This is a genomic window from Pantoea sp. X-Soil-OKNW-713, from assembly GCF_059730685.1.
This window is the reverse complement of record NZ_AP035995.1, coordinates 3094957-3117084: the sequence shown is the minus strand read 5'-3', so window position 1 is coordinate 3117084 and position 22128 is coordinate 3094957. Positions and strand designations below refer to the sequence as shown.

Annotated in this window: 19 protein-coding genes; 14 read left to right on the top strand and 5 right to left on the bottom strand. The window is 54.4% G+C overall.

From position 1 onward, the window contains the following. Positions 1-76: 76 nt before the first annotated feature. The 3 genes from AC6I8R_RS14565 to AC6I8R_RS14555 are packed head-to-tail and all read right to left on the bottom strand — an operon-like array spanning position 77 to position 3016. Positions 77-1585, bottom strand: a complete 1509-nt coding sequence (locus tag AC6I8R_RS14565) for a tripartite tricarboxylate transporter permease (RefSeq protein ID WP_208725563.1) — start codon at positions 1583-1585, stop codon at positions 77-79. 12 nt (positions 1586-1597) lie between these two features. After that, positions 1598-2029: a tripartite tricarboxylate transporter TctB family protein gene (locus AC6I8R_RS14560; RefSeq protein ID WP_497832515.1), complete on the bottom strand. Its 432-nt coding sequence runs from the start codon at positions 2027-2029 to the stop codon at positions 1598-1600. 9 nt (positions 2030-2038) lie between these two features. Next, the gene (locus tag AC6I8R_RS14555) at positions 2039-3016 is read right to left on the bottom strand and encodes a Bug family tripartite tricarboxylate transporter substrate binding protein (protein ID WP_415174138.1); all 978 of its coding nucleotides are present in this window, start codon (positions 3014-3016) and stop codon (positions 2039-2041) included. Positions 3017-3136: 120 nt separating this feature from the next. Between AC6I8R_RS14555 and tctD the strand changes: the two genes are divergently transcribed. After that, on the top strand, positions 3137-3808 hold the full coding sequence (gene tctD / locus AC6I8R_RS14550) for a transcriptional regulator TctD (protein WP_021185110.1): 672 nt from the start codon (positions 3137-3139) through the stop codon (positions 3806-3808). Continuing rightward, a complete protein-coding gene (locus AC6I8R_RS14545; RefSeq protein WP_497832514.1) occupies positions 3799-5178 on the top strand; it encodes a sensor histidine kinase in 1380 nt (459 codons plus the stop codon). The genes tctD and AC6I8R_RS14545 overlap by 10 nt, the downstream gene beginning before the upstream one ends. On the opposite strand, the gene AC6I8R_RS14540 is transcribed toward AC6I8R_RS14545, so the two are convergent. After that, complete coding sequence (locus AC6I8R_RS14540; RefSeq protein WP_021185108.1) at positions 5165-6070, bottom strand: DMT family transporter; 906 nt, start codon at positions 6068-6070, stop codon at positions 5165-5167. The two genes, AC6I8R_RS14545 and AC6I8R_RS14540, sit on opposite strands and share 14 nt — an antisense overlap. 95 nt (positions 6071-6165) lie before the next feature. Here AC6I8R_RS14540 and AC6I8R_RS14535 point away from each other — a divergent pair, with 95 nt between their 5' ends. The 10 genes from AC6I8R_RS14535 to purF all read left to right on the top strand — a co-directional run bounded on the left by AC6I8R_RS14535 (position 6166) and on the right by purF (position 16107). Then, the gene (locus AC6I8R_RS14535; RefSeq protein WP_497832513.1) at positions 6166-6945 is read left to right on the top strand and encodes an AraC family transcriptional regulator; all 780 of its coding nucleotides are present in this window, start codon (positions 6166-6168) and stop codon (positions 6943-6945) included. A gap of 52 nt (positions 6946-6997) precedes the next feature. After that, positions 6998-8131, top strand: a complete 1134-nt coding sequence (gene pdxB / locus AC6I8R_RS14530) for a 4-phosphoerythronate dehydrogenase PdxB (protein WP_415174141.1) — start codon at positions 6998-7000, stop codon at positions 8129-8131. Between the two features lie 86 nt (positions 8132-8217). Continuing rightward, positions 8218-9228 carry an aspartate-semialdehyde dehydrogenase gene (locus tag AC6I8R_RS14525; RefSeq protein WP_021185105.1) on the top strand — a complete coding sequence of 337 codons (1011 nt, stop codon included), beginning with the start codon at positions 8218-8220 and terminating at the stop codon, positions 9226-9228. Next, positions 9228-10034, top strand: a complete 807-nt coding sequence (gene truA, locus AC6I8R_RS14520; RefSeq protein ID WP_021185104.1) for a tRNA pseudouridine(38-40) synthase TruA — start codon at positions 9228-9230, stop codon at positions 10032-10034. Before AC6I8R_RS14525 ends, truA begins: the two co-directional genes overlap by 1 nt. A gap of 33 nt (positions 10035-10067) precedes the next feature. After that, the gene (locus tag AC6I8R_RS14515; protein WP_021185103.1) at positions 10068-10730 is read left to right on the top strand and encodes a DedA family protein; all 663 of its coding nucleotides are present in this window, start codon (positions 10068-10070) and stop codon (positions 10728-10730) included. Between the two features lie 132 nt (positions 10731-10862). Next, positions 10863-11771: an acetyl-CoA carboxylase, carboxyltransferase subunit beta gene (gene accD / locus AC6I8R_RS14510; RefSeq protein ID WP_013509914.1), complete on the top strand. Its 909-nt coding sequence runs from the start codon at positions 10863-10865 to the stop codon at positions 11769-11771. Between the two features lie 69 nt (positions 11772-11840). Beyond that, complete coding sequence (gene folC / locus AC6I8R_RS14505) at positions 11841-13109, top strand: bifunctional tetrahydrofolate synthase/dihydrofolate synthase (protein ID WP_415174142.1); 1269 nt, start codon at positions 11841-11843, stop codon at positions 13107-13109. After that, on the top strand, positions 13099-13815 hold the full coding sequence (gene dedD / locus AC6I8R_RS14500; RefSeq protein WP_497832512.1) for a cell division protein DedD: 717 nt from the start codon (positions 13099-13101) through the stop codon (positions 13813-13815). Before folC ends, dedD begins: the two co-directional genes overlap by 11 nt. Positions 13816-14067: 252 nt before the next feature. Continuing rightward, positions 14068-14553 carry a colicin V production protein gene (gene cvpA, locus AC6I8R_RS14495; protein ID WP_013509911.1) on the top strand — a complete coding sequence of 162 codons (486 nt, stop codon included), beginning with the start codon at positions 14068-14070 and terminating at the stop codon, positions 14551-14553. Positions 14554-14589: 36 nt separating this feature from the next. Beyond that, complete coding sequence (gene purF / locus AC6I8R_RS14490) at positions 14590-16107, top strand: amidophosphoribosyltransferase (RefSeq protein ID WP_021185100.1); 1518 nt, start codon at positions 14590-14592, stop codon at positions 16105-16107. Between the two features lie 372 nt (positions 16108-16479). Here the strand turns inward: purF and AC6I8R_RS14485 are convergent, their stop codons facing one another. Continuing rightward, a complete protein-coding gene (locus tag AC6I8R_RS14485) occupies positions 16480-16665 on the bottom strand; it encodes a hypothetical protein (protein ID WP_497832511.1) in 186 nt (61 codons plus the stop codon). 124 nt (positions 16666-16789) lie between these two features. Here AC6I8R_RS14485 and AC6I8R_RS14480 point away from each other — a divergent pair, with 124 nt between their 5' ends. Together AC6I8R_RS14480 and AC6I8R_RS14475 are read left to right on the top strand one after the other, a co-directional pair. Then, on the top strand, positions 16790-19204 hold the full coding sequence (locus AC6I8R_RS14480) for an inverse autotransporter beta domain-containing protein (protein ID WP_497832510.1): 2415 nt from the start codon (positions 16790-16792) through the stop codon (positions 19202-19204). 646 nt (positions 19205-19850) lie between these two features. Continuing rightward, positions 19851-22115: an inverse autotransporter beta domain-containing protein gene (locus AC6I8R_RS14475; RefSeq protein WP_497832509.1), complete on the top strand. Its 2265-nt coding sequence runs from the start codon at positions 19851-19853 to the stop codon at positions 22113-22115. Positions 22116-22128: the final 13 nt, after the last annotated feature.

Sequence of the window (22128 nt, the reverse complement as noted above, 5' to 3'; positions counted from 1 at the left end):
GGGTGCGCCGGAAAAACGAGGCCATATGATAGCAAATGCCCCCGGGAAATCCACGGGGGCAGCAGAGGGCAGGGAATTATTTTACCTCGACCAGTTTCACACGTTTACGTCGCCAGCGTTTCCAGATGGGGGGAACGATCAGCACCGCCACGGCCAGCACCAGCAGCACTTTGCAGATCAGGCTTTCCCACAGAATCGGCAGGTTGCCGTTGCTGATCGACAACGCGCGGCGCAGGTTTTGCTCCAGCATCTCCCCCAGCACAAAGCCAAGGATCAATGGTGACATCGGGAAATCCATCTTGCGCAGGATGTAACCAAAAATCCCCAGCCCCACCATCAACAGCAAGTCAAAGGTGGTACTGTGCACCGCATAGACGCCCACCGCGGAAATTGCCGCAATCGCCGGCACCAGAAACCACAGTGGAATGGTCAGCATGCGCGCGAACAGGTTAATCATCGGGATGTTCATAATCAGCAACATCACGTTGCCAATCAGCAGCGCGGCGATCAATCCCCAGACAATATCCGGCTGCTCGGTGAACATCGCCGGACCGGGGGTGATGTTGTACAACGTCAGCGCGCCGACCATCACCGCCGTGGTGCCGGAACCGGGAATGCCCAGCGTCAGCATCGGGATAAACGAACCGCAGGCCGAGGCGTTATTGGCCGCTTCCGGGGCGGCCACGCCGCGAATGTCCCCTTTACCAAACTGATCGCTGCCGCTGATCTTTTTCTCGGTCATGTAGGCGATGGCGCTGGCAATGGTTGCTCCGGCACCGGGTAACACGCCGACAAAGAAGCCGATAAAAGAGGCACGCAGGGTCGCTCCGGTCGACATCGCCGCCTCTTTCATGTTGAACAGCATCCGGCCGCTGGCGCGCACCATCTTCTGACCGCTGCTGGTGGATTCCAGCATCAGCAGAATTTCGCTCACCGAGAACAGGCCAATCACCACCACCACGAACTGAATACCGTCGGAGAGATGCACGCTGTCGAAGGTGAAGCGATAGACCCCGGTGTTGGCATCAACGCCCACCGTTGCCATTCCCAATCCCATCAACGCGGCGAGGAACGACTTCAGTGGGTTGTGGCTCATCATGCTGCCGAGGCAGGCGATAGCGAACACCATCAAGGCGAAATACTCCGCCGGACCAAAGGCCAGCGACCAGTTTGCCAGCAAAGGGGCGAACAGGATGATGCCGATGATGGCGATGGTGGAGCCAATAAACGAACTGACGGCCGAAATCGACAGCGCCACCCCGGCTTTGCCCTGTTGCGCCATCGGATAGCCATCCAGCGCAGTCATAATCGCTCCGGCATCGCCCGGCACATTCAGCAGAATCGACGAGATGCGACCGCCGTATTCACAGCCGATATACACCGTCGCCAGCAGGATCAGCGCCGATTCCGCCGGTAAGTGCAGAGCAAATGCCAATGGCATCAGAATTGCCACGCCGTTAATTGGCCCAAGTCCCGGCAGCAGTCCGACAATGGTGCCGATAAAGCAGCCGATCAGGGCGATCATCAGGTTTTCCGGCGTCATGGCGACGGCGAAACCCTGCATCAGAAAAGACCAGGTATCCATCATAATCTCCCGTTAACTGAACCAACTGCCGACCGGCAGCGTGACATCCAGCAGATGATCGAAGGCGTAAAACAGCGCGATGCCCATCACGCCACCAGAAATCACCGCTGCCCACCAGCGTGCACCAAACAGCAGACCGATGCCGAAGGTCAACAGGGTGGTGCAGAGGGCAAACCCCATACGTTCAAACAGCCAGCCATACAGCATCAACATCAGACACAGGACAATAAGTTTTCTCAGTGTGGCTGGCGCGGGCCAATGTATGGCATCCGGTTGGCGCAACAGCATCAACACCGAACACAAGGCCATCAGGCCGAGCAGCAGTATCGGGAAGGGGCGGGGCCCGACCGGTTCGTAGCTGTATTCGCTTTGAATCTGCCAGGCGATAAACAACCCGGCGATACACAGCAACAGCCAGACGGAGGCAAAAATACGATCGCTCATATTGCCCCCTTATTTCGCCAGACCGAACGATTTAGCCTGTTCACGATAGGTGGCGACCTGTTTTTTTACATACGCGTCTAACTCGCTGCCAAACATGTTGAACTCAAACAGGCCGCGCATATCACGCTGCTGCTGGAACTCTTTAGTGGTCACCAGCTTTTTGAACGCATCCTCCCACCATTGATAATCGGCATCGCTCACTTTTGGCCCCAGGTAGTAACCACGGATAATCGGCCATTCAACGTTGAAGCCCTGTTCTTTGGCGGTGGGGATTTGCGCCAGTTCGCCCGGCAAACGTTTGTCAGCCATCACGGCCAGAACACGCATTTTGCCACCCTGCAAATGGGGTACCATTTCGCTCATATCGCCGGAGACCACCTGGATATGGTTGCCAAGCAACGCCGTAACGGGTTCACCACCGCCTTCAAAGGCGACATAACGCATTTTGCGGGGATCGATACCGGCTTCACGCGCCAGCAGCGCGGTTTTCATCCAGTCCTGGCTACCAATCGAGGCGCCAGCGCCTACCACCACTTTGGTGGGGTCCTGTTTCATTGCTTCCATCAATTCACCGAGGGTTTTCCACGGCGCATCGTCGCGCACCGCGACCATGCCGTAATCGGTGCCAATCGCCGCCAGCCATTTCACGTCGTCCACGGAATAACGACCAAACTTGCCTTGTGACAGGTTAAGCAGAGACCCCCCTGAGTAGGCGACAAGGGTGCCCGCTTCTGCCGGACGCTGGGCAATGATGGCGTTGTAGGCGACGGCACCCACGCCACCAGGCATATAGGTCACGCGCATTGGTGTGGTGATTTGCCCGGTTTCTTGCAGGGACACCTGCAACAATTTGCAGGTCAGATCAAAACCGCCACCCGGTTTCGCGGGGGCGATACATTCAGTGCGTTCTGGTGCAGCGGCAAAAACTGACGACATTGACAAGACCAGCAGGCCTGCGGTGAGGCTGGTGCGAATAGTATTTTTCATTGGTCGCTCCATAGTAGGTTTCAGAGTGTGATACCCGCCGAAGAATCGCGGTTAATGAATTGTTAAGGCCCGAGCCTTTCATTTACCTTTCATTCATCGGGAAAAATGGCGGGGTGTGACATGCGTCTCTTACTGGTGGAAGACACGGTTGAGCTGGCGGGTTGGTTGCAAAAAGCGCTGACGCAAAAAGGATTTGCGGTAGATTGGGTCGCCGATGGCGTGGCGGCAGATCATGTTCTGCAAACCGAAGAGTATGCGTTGGTGGTGCTGGATGTGACGTTGCCGCGGATGAATGGTCTGGAAGTCCTGGCGCGTTTGCGTCGACGTGAGCAGAAAGTACCGGTTCTGCTGCTGACTGCCCGTAGCGCGCTGGCGCAACGGGTGCAGGGGTTGAATGCCGGTGCAGATGATTATCTCACCAAACCCTTTGAGCTGGATGAGCTGGAGGCACGCTTGCGCGCTTTGCTGCGGCGCGGCCAGGGGCAGTTAGCGCAATCACAGGTGATTGGTCAGTTGGAGCGGGATAACCAGGGCTGCTTCATGTTGAACCGTAAACCGCTGCGCCTGACGCCACGCGAAGCGAGTGTGCTGACGACCCTGATGCGCCGACCGGGTCATCCGGTATCCCGCCAACATCTGTATGAACAGACCTTTACGCTGTGTGATGAAGCCAGTCAGGAGTCGATTGAGTTATATGTCCATCGGGTACGCAAAAAGCTGGCAGGCAGCGATGTGGCGATCGTGACGCTGCGCGGGTTAGGTTACAGCCTTGAGTGCCAGCAATGCGGTTGATCCACTCGTTACGCGGCGAGTTGTTGTTGTGGCTGGGGGTCCCGCTGTTGCTGCTGTGGGGATTATCGGTCTACACCCACTATCAAAGCGCGTTGCATGCTGCGAATCAGGCTTACGACCGCTCCCTGCTGGCCTCGGCACGGACCGTTGCGGAACGGTTGGAAGTGCGGGAAAAGCGTATTCGCGTCGATGTCCCTTGGGTGGTGCTGGATAGCTTTGAACGCAATATGAATGACCAGTTGTTCTATCAGGTGATCTCGCCAGAGGGGGAGACGCTGTCCGGTTACGATGATCTCCCCCCGTTACCCGCGACGGCCCCGCGCTCAGACGCTTTTCCGGCGCTGGTGCATTTCTATGACGCGCGTTATCACCTGCAACCGATTCGTGTTGCTGCCCTGTGGCAACCGGTTAGTGACGAGGGCGTGCAGGGCATGGCGCTGGTACTGGTGGCGGAGACGCTCAATTCACGCCATGCCTTTGCGGAAGGCTTGCTACGTACGGCGTTGATCAGCCAAAGCATTCTGGTGCTGATAACCTTGCTGTTGGCGGGGTGGCTCCTGCGCAAGGTGTTGCGGCCGCTGCGGCGCTTGTCGCGACTGGTGTTGCGGCGTGCTCCCGGTGAACTGACGCCGCTGCCGTCGCTGCTGCCGTGGTCGGAGCTACAACCGCTAATCATCGCCTTCAACCGTCATCTGGAGCGTTTACGCGGCCTGCTGGCACGCCAGGAGCGCTTCAGCGCTGATGTTTCACACCAATTACGCACCCCGCTGACCATTCTGAAAACGCAGGTGGGGGTGGCGTTGAACAGTGACGATCCTCAGCAATGGCGCGAAAGCCTGCAAGGCATGCGCCACACGCTGGATGACACCGTTCAGTTAACCGACCGGTTGTTGCAACTGGCGCAGATCAAGGCGCGCCACGGTGAAGATAAATCGATGGCGCGTGTTGATCTGGCGGCGATTGTGCAGCAGGCGTGTTTTAGCGGCTATGCGGCGGCGCGGCATAAACAGATCGATCTGGGGTATGAAGGGGCCAGTCAGCTCGAGGTACAGGGCGACGTGTTGCTGCTGGCAGAGTTGTGCGCCAATTTACTGGATAATGCCATCAAGTACACACCGGCGCACGGCACCGTCACGGCAAGAATCAGTGCGATGGGGCTGGAGATTGAAGACAGCGGTCCGGGGATTGAGGAAGCGGACCAGCAGCAGGCACTGCAACCGTTTTCCCGGTTGGATTATGGTCAGCAGCAGCCTGGTGCGGGGATCGGGTTGGCGTTGGTGAAGGATATCTGCACCTGGCACGGGGCGCAGTTGACGCTGGATCGTAGCCCGCAGTTGGGCGGGCTACGGGTGACCATCAGTTTCCGCTGACGGGTGGCGTCACGGCGCGTGCGCGGCGCAGTGGCGTACGCAGGCGTTGTGCCAGAATCACCCCCACCAGCGTCATGCCGCCGCCAATCCAGTGATACGCATGCAGTTGTTCATGCAGGAACAACACGGCAATGATGGCGGTGAACACCGGCACAAAATTCATAAAGATGCTGGTGGTGCTGGCGCCCAGACGCTGCACGCCGAGGATCCACAGGAAGGGGGCGATGATCGACGCGAACAGCCCGGCAAACAGCACCAGTGGGATATTGTGCGTGTTGAGTGACACATCGGGCGTGCGCAGAAAACCGGGCAACAGCAACAACACACCAAAGAAAATCTGCACATACAGGCTTTGCCAGGTGGGCAACGGGATCGCCCAACGTTTGGTGAGCACACCGTACAAGGCGTATGAGGTTGACGCCGCCAGCATCATTAACTCCCCGTTGCCGAGGCGCTGATTCAGCAGTTGCGCCGGATTTCCGGCGCTTACCAGCCACACCAGACCGACAAACGACAACAGCCCGCCAAACAAAATGCCGCGCGTCGGTGCCAGGCGCAACACCACCAGGCTGAGCAGAATGGTCAGCAGTGGGATAGTCGCGCCCAGAATCCCCATCATGACCGCCGACACGCTGTGTGCCGCATAATAGGCAAGGCTTTGATACAGCACCATGCCGAGCAGGCCGAGGATCAGTAAACGCCCGCTACTGGCAACAATCTGGCGACGATGACGCCAGACCCCCGGTAGCGCAAACGGGGTCAACACCGCCAGCGCCAGAATCCAGCGATAAAACGAGATCGCGGCAGGATCGATGCTACCGGCGGAGAGTTTGCTCACGATAGTGTTGATTGACCAAATCAACACCGCCACCAGCGGAAACAGAAAGTTCATCGTACAGCTCCTGAAAGTAAACGCGAACAGTTTACGTTTGACCGGTTTAGAACAGATAACTAAAATCGGACAAAAATCATTAATGACCGGACAGAATGAATTTACAGGTTGAGTATCAGCCACCCGTCGATGCCTCGCAGCTGCGCTACTTTATGCGTTTCGAACAGGCCAATGCCAAAACCGAATATCTGCCGCACGCCCACGCCTGGGGACAGGTGATTTTCGTTAAAAGCCATGTACTGGAGATGGAGGTGGAAGGGGAACGCCTGCTGACGCCAGCAGATATGCCGATCTGGATCCCTTCGGGCCAGCGCCACAGCAGCTATAACCATCGTCAGTCGCTGTTCCGTACGTTCAATCTGGCGGCGGATTTGTGCGACGGCTTACCCCAACAGGCCTGCCTGCTCAATGTTGATGCCATTGTTCATGCCATTATGGACGAGTTTGCCCGGCGTGAGCTGGAGCAGCCGCACAACGCAGCAGACTGGCGTTTGTGTGAGGTTTTAGTGGATCGGCTGCGTCTTGCGCCGGTACATAAAAGTTACCTGCCTGGCTCGAATGACAAACTGCTCGCTCCGATCCTGCACGCCTTGCAGGCACACCCCGGTGATAACACCACGCTGGCACAATGGGCGAAGCGCGTGTTTACCACCGAGCGTACGCTGGCGCGACGTTGTCAGCAGCAGCTGAATATGTCGTTTAGCGAGTGGCGGCAGCGCCTGCGTTTTTTACGCGCTATCACCCTGCTGGAGCAGGGCATCAGCGTGCAGGCCATCGCCCATGAGCTGGGCTACAGCTCCGCTTCGGCGCTGATTGTGATGTTTCAGCATCAGGCGGGCACAACACCGGATCGCTATCGCAGCCGGTTAGGTTAATCAAAGGCTTTGTGCCAGAATATGGCCCTTGCGAATTTACAGGACAGCCGTGGTGAAAATTCTCGTCGATGAAAATATGCCGTACGCCCGTGAACTCTTTAGCCGCACCGGTGAGGTGCTGGCGGTGCCGGGGCGTCCGTTACCGGAAGCCGAACTGGCGGATGCCAGCGGGTTGATGGTGCGCTCGGTCACGAAAGTTAATGCCGCGCTGCTGGCAGGAACACCGGTGAAATTTGTTGGCACTGCGACGGCAGGCACCGACCATATCGATGAGGCCTCACTGGCTGATGCAGGAATCGCGTTCTCGGCAGCACCGGGCTGCAACGCCATCGCGGTGGTGGAATATGTCTTCTCCTCGCTGTTGTTGCTGGCGGAACGTGATGGTTTTGCGCTGCGCGATCGTACCGTGGGGATTGTCGGTGTCGGTAATGTCGGTGGCCGTCTGCACAAACGTTTACAGGCCTGGGGGGTGAAAACCCTGTTGTGCGATCCGCCGCGTGCCGATCGTGGCGATGCGGAAGATTTTTGCTCGCTGGATGAGGTGGTGGCACAGGCGGATATCCTGACCTTCCACACCCCATTGTTTAAAGACGGTCCGTATAAAAGCTGGCATCTGGCCGATACTGCGCTGTTGATGGCGCTGAAACCCAACACCATCCTGATCAATGCCTGCCGTGGTCCGGTGGTGGATAACGCCGCGCTGCTGGAAGTGTTGAAAGTACGCCAGGATCTCAGCGTGGTGCTGGATGTGTGGGAGCCGGAACCGGAGCTGTCGCTGGACCTGCTGGATAAAGTTGATATCGCCACCGCCCATATCGCCGGTTATACCCTGGAAGGGAAGGCACGCGGTACCACGCAGGTGTTTGAAGCCTGGTGCGCATTCCTCGGTCAGCCGCAACAGGTGCCGTTGGATAGCCTGCTGCCTGCGCCAGAGTTTGGTCGCATTACCTTACACGGCAAGCTCGATCAGCCGACGCTGAAACGTCTGGTGCACCTGGTGTATGATGTGCGCCGCGATGATGCGCCGCTGCGTAAAGTGGCTGCGCTACCGGGTGAGTTTGACCGCCTGCGTAAGCAATATGAGGAGCGCCGCGAATGGTCGTCGTTGCAGGTGATCTGTGATGATGCAGAGGCGGCAGCGATGCTGAATCAACTCGGTTTCCGTGCCAGTTTGCAGCACAGTTAACCTGATCCTGGCGGGATAAATCTTAATTCCTGGGCGGTGAAGATCACCGCCTTCTGTTTTTATGTCATTGTCTGGAGTAAACCAACATGTCTGACGGCTGGAATATTGCGCTATTGGGCGCGACAGGCGCAGTAGGGAACGCTGTACTGGAACTGCTGGCGGAACGCCAGTTCCCGGTTGGTGAGATATATCTGCTGGCGAGCGAGAACAGCGCAGGCGAAACTCTGCGTTTCGAGGGGCGTTCGGTGCGGGTACAAGATGCGGCGGAATTTGACTGGTCGCAGGCGCAACTGGCGTTTTTCGCTGCCGGTCGCAGCGCCTCGGCGCGTTACGCCGAAGAAGCCGCCAGCCAGGGCTGCCTGGTGATCGACAGCAGCGATCTGTTCGCGCTGGAGCCGGATGTGCCATTGGTGGTGCCGGATGTGAATCCCCAGGTGCTGGCGGATTACCGCAACCGCAACATCATCTGTGTGGCGGATAGCCTGGTTAGCCAGCTGTTAAGCGCCATCAAACCGCTGGTGGATGCTGCCGGTCTGGGGCGTTTGCAGGTAACAAACCTGATGTCAGTCTCCAGCGATGGTAAGAGCGCGGTGGATGCGCTGGCGGGCGAGAGCGCGCGTTTGCTGAACGGCGTACCGGCGGATGAACATTATTATGGTCGTCAGCTGGCGTTTAACCTGCTGCCACAGCAGGTGGACAGCAACGGCAGCGTGGAGAGCGAACGTCGTCTGGTGGATCAGGTGCGCAAAGTGTTACAGGACGAAGGCTTACCGATTGCGGTGAGCAGCGTCCAGGCCCCGGTATTTTACGGCAATGCGCAGATCGTCCATGTGGAAAATCTGCGCCCTTTGTCTGCTGAAGAAGCGCGAGATGAACTGGCGCGTGCCGAGGATATCCGTCTGAGCGACGAAGGCGATTATCCGACTCAGGTGCAGGATGCGTCCGGCAACGGCGAATTGAGCGTTGGCTGCGTGCGTAACGATTACGGTATCCCTGAGCTGCTGCAATTCTGGTCAGTGGCTGACAACATCCGCTTCGGCGGCGCGCTGATGGCGGTCAAAACCGCTGAGAAGCTGGTGCAGGAGTATCTGTATTAATGTTGTCTGAAGGTAACACGCATAAGCTGGCGCTGGGTATTGAGTACGATGGCAGCCGTTATTATGGCTGGCAGCGGCAGCAGGAAGTGCGCAGCGTGCAGGAAAAGCTGGAAAAAGCGCTGTCGAAAGTCGCTAACCATCCGGTGAGCGTGTTTTGCGCCGGACGTACCGATGCCGGGGTACATGGCACCGGGCAGGTGGTGCATTTTGAAACCACTTCTCAGCGTGCCGAGGGTGCCTGGACGTTGGGCGTCAATGCCAACCTGCCGCCGGATATCGCCGTGCGTTGGGTTAAAGCGGTGCCGGATGAGTTTCATGCTCGTTTCAGCGCTACAGCGCGTCGCTACCGTTATGTTATTTATAACCAGCGGCTGCGTCCGGCGATTTTGGGCAGCGGCGTGACGCACTTTTATCATCCGCTGGATGCAGAAAAAATGCAGCGCGCCGGACAATGCCTGCTGGGCGAAAATGATTTCACCTCATTTCGCGCCGTGCAGTGTCAGTCACGTACCCCGTGGCGTAATGTGATGCATCTTAACGTTACGCGTCAGGGACCGTACGTGATTGTGGATATCAAAGCGAATGCGTTTGTACACCATATGGTGCGCAACATCGTTGGCAGCCTGATGGAAATTGGCTGCGGTAATCAGCCTGAAACCTGGATGGCAACGTTGTTGGCCGCGAAAGATCGCACCCTTGCCGCAGCGACCGCCAGAGCCGAGGGGTTGTATCTGGTGGCGGTGGATTATCCGTCCCATTTTGCGTTACCTCAGCCTGCGCTGGGACCACTGTTCCTCGCGGATTAATTGTTACTCGAAGGATGTAAGGAGCCTGGCTTTATGGAGTTCATCCATTTTATCGTCGATTTTATTCTGCATATTGATGTGCATTTGGCCGAACTGGTGGCGCAGTACGGTATCTGGATTTATGCCATTTTGTTCCTGATTCTGTTCTGCGAAACCGGTCTGGTGGTCACGCCGTTCCTGCCGGGTGATTCTTTGCTGTTTGTTGCTGGCGCATTGGCCGCGCTGCCGAGTAATGACCTTAATGTGCACATGATGGTCGCCCTGATGGTGATTGCGGCCATTCTCGGTGATGCCGTTAACTACACCATTGGTCGTCTGTTTGGCGAGAAGCTGTTCAGCAATCCCAATTCAAAGATTTTCCGCCGCAGCTATCTGGATAAGACCCATGCGTTCTACGAGCGCCACGGTGGTAAAACCATAATACTTGCGCGCTTTGTACCAATCGTGCGAACCTTTGCCCCCTTTGTGGCAGGGATGGGACACATGTCCTATCGTCACTTCGCGCTCTTTAACGTTGCGGGTGCGCTGCTGTGGGTGTTGTTGTTCTCTTACGCCGGTTACCTGTTTGGTGATTTGCCGGTGGTGCAGGAGAACCTGAAACTGCTGATCGTCGCGATTATCGTGGTGTCGATCCTGCCAGGCGTGATTGAAGTCTGGCGTCATCGTCGTCAGGCACGTCAGCAGAAATCCCAGTAAGCCCAAAACCAGATTTTTATCCACAGCGAGAAGCGGTTGTGGTTTAATGAGCGACATTTACGGCCTGCTGAAGGTGATTTCAGCAGCAATGAGAAGACTGGACCAGGTCGGTTTTAAACAGAAAGGTCATCAATGAGCTGGATTGAACGCATACTTAACAAAAGCAATATTACGCCGACGCGCCGCGCCAACATCCCGGAAGGGGTCTGGACCAAGTGCGACAGCTGTGGCCAGGTGCTGTATCGCGCCGAGCTGGAGCGTAATCTTGAGGTCTGCCCGAAGTGCGACCATCACATGCGCATGCACGCCCGTGAGCGCCTGCATAGCCTGCTGGATGAAGGAACGCTGGTAGAATTAGGTAGCGAGCTGGAACCCAAGGATCTGTTGAAGTTCCGTGACTCGAAGAAGTACAAAGATCGTCTGGCGGCGGCGCAGAAAGAGACCGACGAGAAAGACGCTCTGATCGTCATGAAAGGCCAACTGCACGGTATGCCGATCGTGGCTGCTGCGTTTGAGTTCTCCTTTATGGGCGGCTCAATGGGTTCAGTGGTTGGTGCGCGTTTTGTGCGTGCGGTTGAGCAGGCGCTGGAAGATAATTGCCCGCTGATCTGCTTCTCCGCCAGTGGCGGTGCGCGTATGCAGGAAGCGCTGATGTCGCTGATGCAGATGGCGAAAACCAGTGCCGCATTGGCGAAAATGCAGGAACGCGGTCTGCCGTATATCTCGGTACTGACTGACCCGACCATGGGTGGCGTTTCTGCCAGCTTCGCGATGCTGGGCGATCTCAACGTGGCGGAACCGAAAGCGTTAATCGGTTTTGCCGGTCCGCGTGTTATCGAACAAACCGTACGTGAAAAACTGCCGCCGGGCTTCCAGCGCAGTGAATTCCTGATCGAAAAAGGCGCGATCGATATGATCATCCGTCGTCCGGAGATGCGCTTTAAGCTGGCCAGCCTGCTGGCGAAAATGATGAACCTGCCAGCGCCGCTGCAGGATGGTGATCAGCCGATTGCGGCTGAGCCGGAGAGCAACGAGGCCTGACAGGCAACGGAAAGGCGCAGAAATGCGCCTTTTCACCAATGCACCGTATAAAGTTAGTTAACGGGACACATGGACACTCTTCACCTTCCCCAAGCCACGTCGCCTTTAGCTACGTGGCTTCATTATCTTGAACACCTGCATTCTCAGCCCATTGAACTGGGGCTGGATCGTATTCAACGCGTCGCTTCACGTCTTGGCCTGCTCAAACCCGCGCCATTTGTTTTCACCGTTGCCGGGACTAACGGCAAAGGCACCACCTGCCGTACGCTGGAAACCCTGTTGATGGCGGCGGGATACCGCGTGGGCGTCTACAGCTCACCGCATCTGGTGCGCTACACCGAGCGGGTGCGCGTCCAGGGCGCGGAGCTGGATGACGCGTTGCACAGCGCCAGCTTTGCCGAGATTGAAGCTGGACGTGGCGATATTTCCCTGACCTACTTCGAATTCGGCACCTTATCGGCACTCAATCTGTTTCGTGCTGCCGGGCTTGATGTGGTGATCCTTGAAGTCGGTCTCGGTGGGCGGCTGGATGCCACCAATATCGTTGATGCGGATGTCGCCGTTATCACCAGCATCGCACTGGATCATACCGACTGGTTGGGACCGGACCGCGAAAGCATTGGCCGCGAGAAAGCAGGCGTGTTTCGTGGTGGGAAACCCGCAGTGGTGGGTGAGCCCGATATGCCGCACACCATTGCCGAGGTTGCGGCAGAGAAGGGCGCGCTGTTGTTGCAGCGTAACCGTGACTGGCAATGGCAGCAGCAGGGCGAGAGCTGGAGTTTGCAGGATGCGCAGGGAGAATTGCGCGATCTTCCCCTGCCACAGGTGCCGCTTCCCAATGCCGCCACCGCGCTTATTGCGTTGCGCGCCTCGGGTTTATCGGTAAGCGAAGCGATCATTCGCCAGCATCTGCCGCTGGCGATTTTACCTGGCCGTTTTCAGACGGTAAGCACCTCGCCGCGTGTGATCCTCGATGTGGCGCATAATCCCCATGCCGCTTATTATCTGGCTTCACGTCTGGCTGAATTGCCGCGTACCGGTAAGGTTCATGCGGTGGTCGGGATGCTGCATGATAAAGATATCGCCGGGACGCTGGCGGCGCTGGCACCACAGGTGGATAGCTGGTACTGCGCACCGCTTGACGGCCCGCGTGGTGCGACGGCGGAACAGTTGATTGCTCACCTGGCAAGCGGTGAGGCATTTGCGACCGTAGACTCAGCATGGCAGGCTGCGCGTCAGCAGGCCCGGCCCGAGGATGTGATTCTGGTGTGTGGTTCTTTCCACACCGTAGCACAGGTAATGGAATCGATGGCAGCGGAGAACGGCAGTGGCAAGTAAGTTTCAGAACCGTTTAGTGGGCACGGTAATCCTGGTGGCGGTTGGCGTCATCGTGTTACCAGGCCTGCTGGATGGCAAGAAAAAGCACTACAAAGAGGAATTCGCTGCAATTCCGCTGGTGCCAAAACCGGATGATCAGCAGGACAGTGAGATGGTGCCCCCGGTGACGCAGTCGCTGCCAGCCCAGCCGCCGGAAGGCGCAGGTGCGGCGCAAAGCGAAGCCAGTGGTAAAACCACCACCCCGGTCGAGTCTGGCAGCGCGCAGCCAGTGGAGAACAACGAACCCACGGTAGTGACACCTCCGCCAGTGCACCAGAGTGCGCCGGTGCAGACTGCGAAACCGAAACCGGTCGAGCAACCGAAACCAAAACCGGTTGAACCGAAGCCGGTCGAGCAGCCGAAGCCAGTAGAAACCGCTAAACCGGTTGAAACGCCGAAGCAGAGCGAAGCGGAAGCCCCGGCGGGCCAGGCTTATGTGGTCCAGCTCGGTGCGTTGAAAAACGCGGCTAAAGTGAATGAGATCGTCGCGCAGTTGCGTCTGTCGGGATATCGCGCATTTACCGTGCCATCCACGCCGGTTCAGGGGCAAATTACCCGCATCTACGTCGGGCCTGATGCCTCAAAAGCGAAGATGCAAGCCGCACTGGGTGAACTGAAAAACCTCTCCGGACTCGGTGGAGTGGTGAAACCCTACAGCACGCGCTAAACCGTTGATAAGCCGCGCCGATGGCTGAAAAAGGCGCGGCATAGCACGGAGTGTTCACCGTGATGTTGGCTAAAAAATTACTATATTTCAGTGGATTACAGCACTGAATTGTCTCAGGGCGAGGAAAGTTTTTTTCATCGCCCTTTTTATGGATGCAGAACCGGAAAACCCTACGCAAACGTTTTCTTTTTCTGTTAGAATGCGCCCCGAACTGGATGCAGGGGTGCAATCGCGCTGGCGCTGGAAGAGTTCATGATCTGGATTGATTACGTCATTATTGCGGTAGTTGGTTTTTCGGCCCTGGTCAGCCTGGTTCGTGGGTTTGTCCGGGAAGCCTTATCTCTCGTTACCTGGGGATGCGCGTTTTTTGTCGCCAGTCACTACTACGCCTACCTTGCAGTCTGGTTTACAGGTTTTGACGACGAACTGGTTCGCAACGGTATCGCTATCGCGGTGCTCTTCGTTGCCACCCTGATTGTGGGTGCCATCGTGAACTATGTGATCGGCACGCTGGTTGAAAAGACCGGTCTGTCGGGAACCGACAGGGTGTTGGGGGTCTGTTTCGGGGCGTTGCGTGGCGTGCTGATCGTTGCCGCTATTCTCTTCTTCCTCGATACATTCACCGGCTTCTCGAAAAGCCCGGACTGGCAGCAGTCCCAACTCATTCCCCAGTTCAGTTACATCATCAGGTGGTTCTTCGACTATCTGAAAAGCACGTCCAGTTTTTTACCCCGGTGACGCCATCGGGAGTGCGGCTAATGAGGAAATGACAACATGTGCGGTATTGTTGGTATCACCGGTTTTATGCCAGTAAACCAGTCGATCTATGACGCGTTAACGGTGCTACAGCACCGCGGGCAGGATGCCGCCGGCATTTGTACCATCGATGCGCTGAACTGCTTTCGTCTGCGCAAAGCCAACGGGCTGGTGAGCGATGTCTTCGAAGCACGCCACATGCAGCGTTTGCAGGGCAACATCGGGATTGGTCATGTACGCTACCCGACAGCAGGCAGCTCCAGCGCCTCTGAAGCGCAGCCTTTCTATGTGAACTCCCCTTACGGCATTACACTGGCGCACAACGGCAACCTGACTAACGCACACGAGCTGCGTAAACAGCTGTTCGAAGTGGGTCGCCGTCACGTCAACACCACCTCAGATTCCGAAATCCTGCTGAACATTTTTGCGCAGGAGCTGGACCGTTTTCAGCATTACCCGCTGGAAGCTGACAACATTTTTGCCGCAGTGGCTGCGGTGCACCAGCAGGTGCGCGGGGCTTACGCGGTGGTTTCGATGATTATCGGTCACGGTATGGTGGCCTTCCGCGACCCGAACGGCATCCGTCCGTTGGTACTGGGTAAACGCGTGATTGCTGATGGTCGCACCGAGTATATGGTCGCGTCCGAGAGCGTCGCGCTGGATACGCTGGGCTTTGAATTTATTCGTGACGTAGCGCCGGGCGAAGCAGTGTACATCACCGAGCAGGGCCAACTCTCGACCCGCCAGTGTGCTGAGAACCCGAAAAGCAATCCGTGTTTGTTCGAGTACGTTTACTTTGCGCGTCCGGATTCCTTCCTTGATAAGATCTCGGTTTACAGCGCGCGTGTCCGTATGGGCACCAAGCTGGGTGAGAAAATTGCTCGTGAATGGGAAGATCTCGACATCGACGTGGTGATTCCGATTCCGGAAACCTCAACCGATGTGGCGTTGGAAATCGCCCGTATTCTCGACAAACCGTATCGCCAGGGTTTTGTGAAAAACCGTTACGTGGGCCGTACCTTTATTATGCCGGGGCAGCATCTGCGCCGTAGCGCGGTGCGTCGTAAGCTGAACGCCAACCGTGCCGAGTTCCGTGACAAAAACGTGTTGCTGGTGGATGACTCCATCGTGCGCGGTACCACCTCCGAGCAGATTATCGAGATGGCGCGTGAAGCGGGTGCTAAGCGTGTCTATCTGGCTTCAGCCGCACCGGAAATTCGTTTCCCGAACGTCTACGGTATCGACATGCCGAGCGCAACTGAGCTTATCGCTCACGGTCGTGAAGTGGAAGAGATTCGCCAGCTGATCAAAGCTGACGCGCTGATTTTCCAGGATTTGGACGATTTGATTGAAGCGGTTCGCGAAGAGAACCCGGATATCGCACAGTTCGAGTGTTCGGTGTTTAACGGTGTTTATGTCACCAAAGACGTTGACCAACGTTATCTGGACTACCTCCAGTCACTGCGTAACGACGATGCGAAAGCCATTGCTCGTCAGACTGAGGTTGAAGGTCTGGAACTGCATAACGAAGGTTAAGTTGTATTGCCCGTTTTTAATTGATGATTAAAAACGGGCATATTCTGCAAATAATTTCACTGCTAACATTTCTCACCTCTCTTCCGGGCGTTTAATTGCCGCCTGTTGCGACTGTTTATTCTTAATCTCAGTAGTAAAAAACTGATAAGCCTTAATAGGTGAATGAGTAATTCCTGATTATTCCTTTTCTTCTGGTATTGATTTTTAGTGGTTATTTTAATTAAAAATCATACATTAATTTAAAATGTCATTTTCATGTTATTAATAACTCAGAAGGGAATAGGTTTTATTTTCAGTTTATTATCAGGACTGATATGCCTTGTATTCATGATTATCAATAACATAAGTGGTTGATGAGTGATCTTTAAGATTTTACTTGTCGATGTGTTTATGGGTGAGAAAAATAACCTGTTCGCGGCGATTTTTCTCATCCATAATTATTCCGCGTAATCTCATTAACGATTTTTTCTCAATGCATTGAAAATTCGCTGCGGTAAAGTTCGGAATAAAACAGCGTTTTTTATTTCGGGCGATATTTTTCAGGCGTTTTTCAATCACTGGGTAAATCTTAATGCAATTTAAAAAATTTAAGCTCTCGGCTATTTATACTGCAATTTTTATGCAGCTATCTGTTTCGACATTGGGTATGCCCATTGTTGCTCAAGCGAGTACGCAGCAGGACATGAAGGTACAGTCCACGGTGCTGAAAGCGGGTGAGAGTGTCACAGACGTAGCAAAACGCAATAAGGTATCTGTCGATCATCTGTGGGAAATCAACTCGTTTGCGTTCAGCGATAAAGCCACTTTCCTGGCGGCTTCTGCCGGTCAGGCTATCTGGATACCGGCTGGCAAAGCAGCAGCCTTACCGCTGGAAAGAGCGACCCAGCAGGACACAAAAGCGAATAAATCTGCACAGCAGGCTGATGTTAAAGTAAATGACAAAACTACCGATGCACGTCATTTCGGTCAGAACCAGCTCAACTCGATGGCGGGCCAGCAGGCAGAATCCTGGCTCAACGGTTTTGGTGGGTCATCGCGGGTTTCCATCTCTTCTGATAAGAACTTCTCTAACTACAACTATGCCGGTGATGTGCTGGTACCGTTGTGGGACAGCCGTGATTTTATGATCTTCAGCCAGTTGGGCGCGCGTCATGCTGACGAACGTACCACCGGTAATATTGGCTTCGGTTCACGCTATTTTGTTGATGGCTGGATGCTGGGTAATAACGTCTTCTTTGATAACGATTTCAGCGGTAACAACCGTCGTATTGGTCTTGGTGCTGAGATCTGGACTGAAGCGCTGCGTCTGGCTGCTAACGGCTACTACGGACTGAACGGCTGGCATCAGTCTAAATTGCTGGCGGATCATGATGAGCGTCCGGCCAATGGCTGGGATATCGAATTGGCGAGCTGGCTGCCGATGTATCCGCAGCTCGGAGGTAAGGTTAAATACGAACAATTCTATGGCGACAACGTGGCGTTGATGAGCCGTAGTAACCTGCAAAAGAACCCGTCAGCCGTGACGATGGGTGTGAACTGGACACCGGTACCGCTGGTGACTGTTGACGCGGGTCATCGTAAGAGCATGCAGAGTGGCGGAGACACCACCGTTGGCCTGAACCTGAACTGGAACTTCGGTCAATCACTTGACTGGCACCTGTCGCCGGAAGCGGTGGCCGATCAGCGCAGCCTGGTGGGTTCACGCTATGAGCTGGTGTCACGTAATAACGAGATTGTGATGGATTACCGTGAGCAGACCGTGATTACCTTCTCACTGGCGAGCGCGATCAAAGGTGTTGAAGGCACTTCACAGCCGCTGGGTGTCAGCGTCTGGGCGAAGCATGGCTTGGGCAAAATTGTCTGGGACGATGCCGCATTGGTGGCGGCGGGCGGTAAAATTACCGGTACAGGTGCTAATTCGGCGTTGGTGTTACCCGCCTATAAAGATGGCGCGAACAACAGCTATACCCTGAGTGCGGTAGCTTACGACAGCAAAGGCAAGGCTTCTCCGCGTGCTCAGGTGCAAATCACCGTTGAGAAAGCGGAACAGACTATTCCTGAAGAGCCACAGCAACCGGAAGAACCGGGAACCCCGGAGCAGCCGCAACAGCCGGATGCCGGACAGACCACTGTCACCCTCACCAGTGGTGAACTGGTAGCCGATGGTAGCGGCAAAACCGAGGTTGTTGTTGAGCTGAAAGATAAAGATGGCAAGCCGGTGAGCAATGAAGCAGGCAGCCTGCGTCTGGAAGCCAACATGCAAAGCATGTTGAGAAGCGCCGAAGCAGGTGTGACCGTTAGTCAATTTAAAGAAGATGGTCAAACGGGACGTTATGTGGCGGATGTGACAGCAGGCACTGAACCTGGTGTAGTGACATTGACGCTTTACCATGGTTCTAACGTTCTTGGACAGCAAAGTCTGACGTTGACCGGCAAACAAGATGAGGTAGCAGTACCCACCAAGGTAGAACTGTCTACCGTCACTGTTCAACATATTGCTGGCAAAAACAGCATGTTTGGTGCGAAGGTCACTGACCAGAATGGCAAACCCATGGTGGGCATTACTGTTAAGTTCACTGAGGAAAATGGTACTGCGTTTTCTGTGACGAATGTTAAAACTAATGAGCTTGGTGTGGCCAATGGAATAATGTTGAATACCGGGCAAGTGGGTACTTTTAAGGTGACGACGCATGTTGGTGAATTGACGTCAAATACCCAAACAGTTGAGTACGTCGCTGATGTGTCAAGTGCGATGATTACGCAAAAGGGAAGTAATCCAGGCACCTTTAAACCAGGTCAGGGTGGCTCAACGACAAGTGCTCATTATGTGATGGTCCTGTCAGATAAATACGGTAACCTGCTTAAAAATATCGAGGGTATCACTATTGGAGAAGCCAATGGTTATGATCAAACACAGATTGATCCAAGTACCAGGGGCAAAACCAATGAGAAAGGTGAGTTAGATGGCTTGGTTCTGATGCGGAAAAGCTTTGTTCCAGAGGAAACTACCCCATTAGTTTATAATATCTATCCATTAATTAATGGTGTTCGTGCCGGAGATCGTGTGGTCAGTATTACCTTTAATCCTGTAAATTGATGGTGAGGTTGTAGTTAGTAGATAATTACAGCATGTGACATGAAGAGGGCAACTGTGCAGACGGTTGCCCTGTTTCTTTCTTACTGCAAAAATATTTCGATGTACCACCCTTCTAAATTTCATCAAGCTATCACCAAGACCACTGACCTGTAGGCGTTTAGTGGCTGAGTAATCAATCATGCCGTCACAGTGAGCGCTCAACGCCTAAGCAATGCAGAATGGGAAATGATAAAAACATGATGGTGGTCTCATTCTTTATTAGGAGATTATCAAGAAGTAGGTCAGGTGGTTTTCCATGCTTGTCTGATTTTAAGTCTCATGACAGTAATTCTATGCGGGCTGGTTACTGTGATGGAAAGTTATATTCCTGATTCCCTCTATGACTGCTCGATTAAGTTTTCAGTTGTCATGGAGTTTGAAATAAGAAATCAGGAAATGAAATTTAAGAATATACTTATCATGAAGATTTATGAAAAATCTCATTACCGTTTTTTGCAAAGTGAATAGAGAATTTCCGTCGGGAATAGCAAGTAAGGGAGGTTATTTCTCCCCTTGCTGAATATTTAAGATCGACTTCACTTTGTTGGGTTATTTCATAATGAAATTTAAAAGATTCAAACTGTCTGCTATCTACACTGCAATTTTCATGCAGCTGTCTGTTTCAACTCTGGGGATGCCAGTGATGGCTCAGGCCAATACACAGCAGGACGATGTCAAAATCAATGATAAAACCACCGATGCACGTCAGTTCGGTCAGAGCCAGCTCAACGCGATGGCGGGCCAACAGGCAGAATCCTGGCTCAACGGATTTGGTGGGTCATCGCGTGTTTCTATCTCCTCGGAAAAAAACTTTTCCAAATACAACTATGCCGGTGATGTGCTGGTACCGTTGTGGGATAGCCGTGATTTTATGATCTTCAGCCAGTTGGGCGCGCGTCATGCTGATGAACGTACCACCGGCAATATTGGCGTCGGTTCACGCTATTTTGTTGATGGCTGGATGCTGGGTAATAACGTCTTTTTTGATAACGATTTCAGCGGTAACAACCGCCGTATTGGTCTCGGTGCTGAAATCTGGACTGAGGCATTGCGTCTTGCTGCTAACGGCTATTATGGCCTGAATGGCTGGCATGAATCTAAAGCACTCATGGATCATGACGAGCGCCCGGCCAATGGCTGGGACATTGAACTGGCGAGCTGGCTACCGATGTATCCGCAGTTGGGTGGGAAGCTGAAATATGAACAATATTATGGCGACAATGTGGCACTGATGAGCCGTGGTAACCTGCAAAAGAACCCGTCAGCGGTGACGATGGGGGCAAACTGGACCCCGGTCCCGCTGGTAACCATTGACGCGGGCCATCGCAAAAGCATGCAGAGCGGCGGAGACACCACCGTTGGTCTGAACCTGAACTGGAACTTTGGTCATTCACTTGACTGGCACCTGTCGCCGGAAGCAGTAGCCGATCAGCGCAGTCTGTTGGGATCACGTTATGAGCTGGTGTCACGTAATAACCAGATCGTGATGGATTACCGTGAGCAAACCGTGATTACCTTCTCACTGGCGAGCGCGATTAAAGGTGTCGAAGGCACCACACAGTCGTTGGGTGTCAGCGTCTGGGCGAAGCATGGCCTTGGCAAGATCGTATGGAATGATGCGGCGCTGGTGGCAGCGGGCGGTAAAATTACCGGTACAGGTGCTAATTCGGCGTTGGTGTTACCCGCCTATAAAGATGGCGCGAACAACATCTATACCCTGAGTGCCGTGGCTTACGACACCAAAGGCAAGGCTTCGCCAGGCGCTCAGGTGCAAATCACGGTAGAGAAAGCGAAACCGGCACAACCAGAAGAACCACAGCAACCAGAAGAACCGCAACAACCGGAAGAGCCAGGTCAGCCAGAGCAACCGGCACAGCCGGATGCCGCTCATACCACCGCCATTCTCACCAGCGGTGAGTTGGTTGCGGATGGCAGTGGCAAAACCGAGATGGTTGTTGAGCTAAATGATAAAGATGGTAAGCCGGTAAGCGGTGAAGCAGGCAACTTGCGTCTGGAAGCTAACTTGCAGAGTGCGCTGAGAAGTGGCAACGCAGGTGTGACAGTTGGACAGTTCAGCGAAGATGGTCAGAAACCGGGACGATACCTGGTGGATGTTACTGCGGGTAACGACGCTGGTGTGGTGACTCTGACGGTTTATCATGGATCCACGCAAATGGGACAGCCGCAACAACTGACGTTAACCGCGGCAAACGGTGAAGAGACACCGCCAGTGAGTACCCCGGCAAGCGTTGAGCTAACAGCCCCACAAGGTCAGGTTATCGCGGGCCAGACCATGACCTTTACCGCAACTGTTAAGGATAAAGAGGGCAACCCAGTAAAAGACGTGGTTGTCAATTTTACTGATAATAAAGGCAACACCATCCCTGCAGTTAATGACGGTAAAACCGATGCCCAGGGGAATGCCACTGCCACCCTGATGAAGGAAAAAGTCGGAATTTACACTGTGATCAGCCATGCTGGTGAGCTTGAATCGGCACCTCAGGCTGCAACCGTAGTGCCTGATTTAGACTCGGCGGAGGTGCAATCACAATCAGGAAATTCGAATTGGTTTACACCCGGTATAGTTGAAGAAGATGGTACTCCTCTCACATTGAATTTTTCTTTTTACGATAAATTCAGAAATTTGATTGCTTATACAAACATTGAATTTAAAGCAGAAGAAGAGGGTGCTGATGAGATGATCAACATTACTGCGAAGGATGGCATGACGGGTGAGTATGGCAACGCGATTGCCACTGTGACGATGAAAAAACCGCATACGGTGAAAACTGAATACCATATTTACGCTGTCATTAATGGTAAGCGTGTCCCTGGTCCTACACCCGTTGCTGGTTATATTCCAAAAAAATAACAACTGCGAGTAA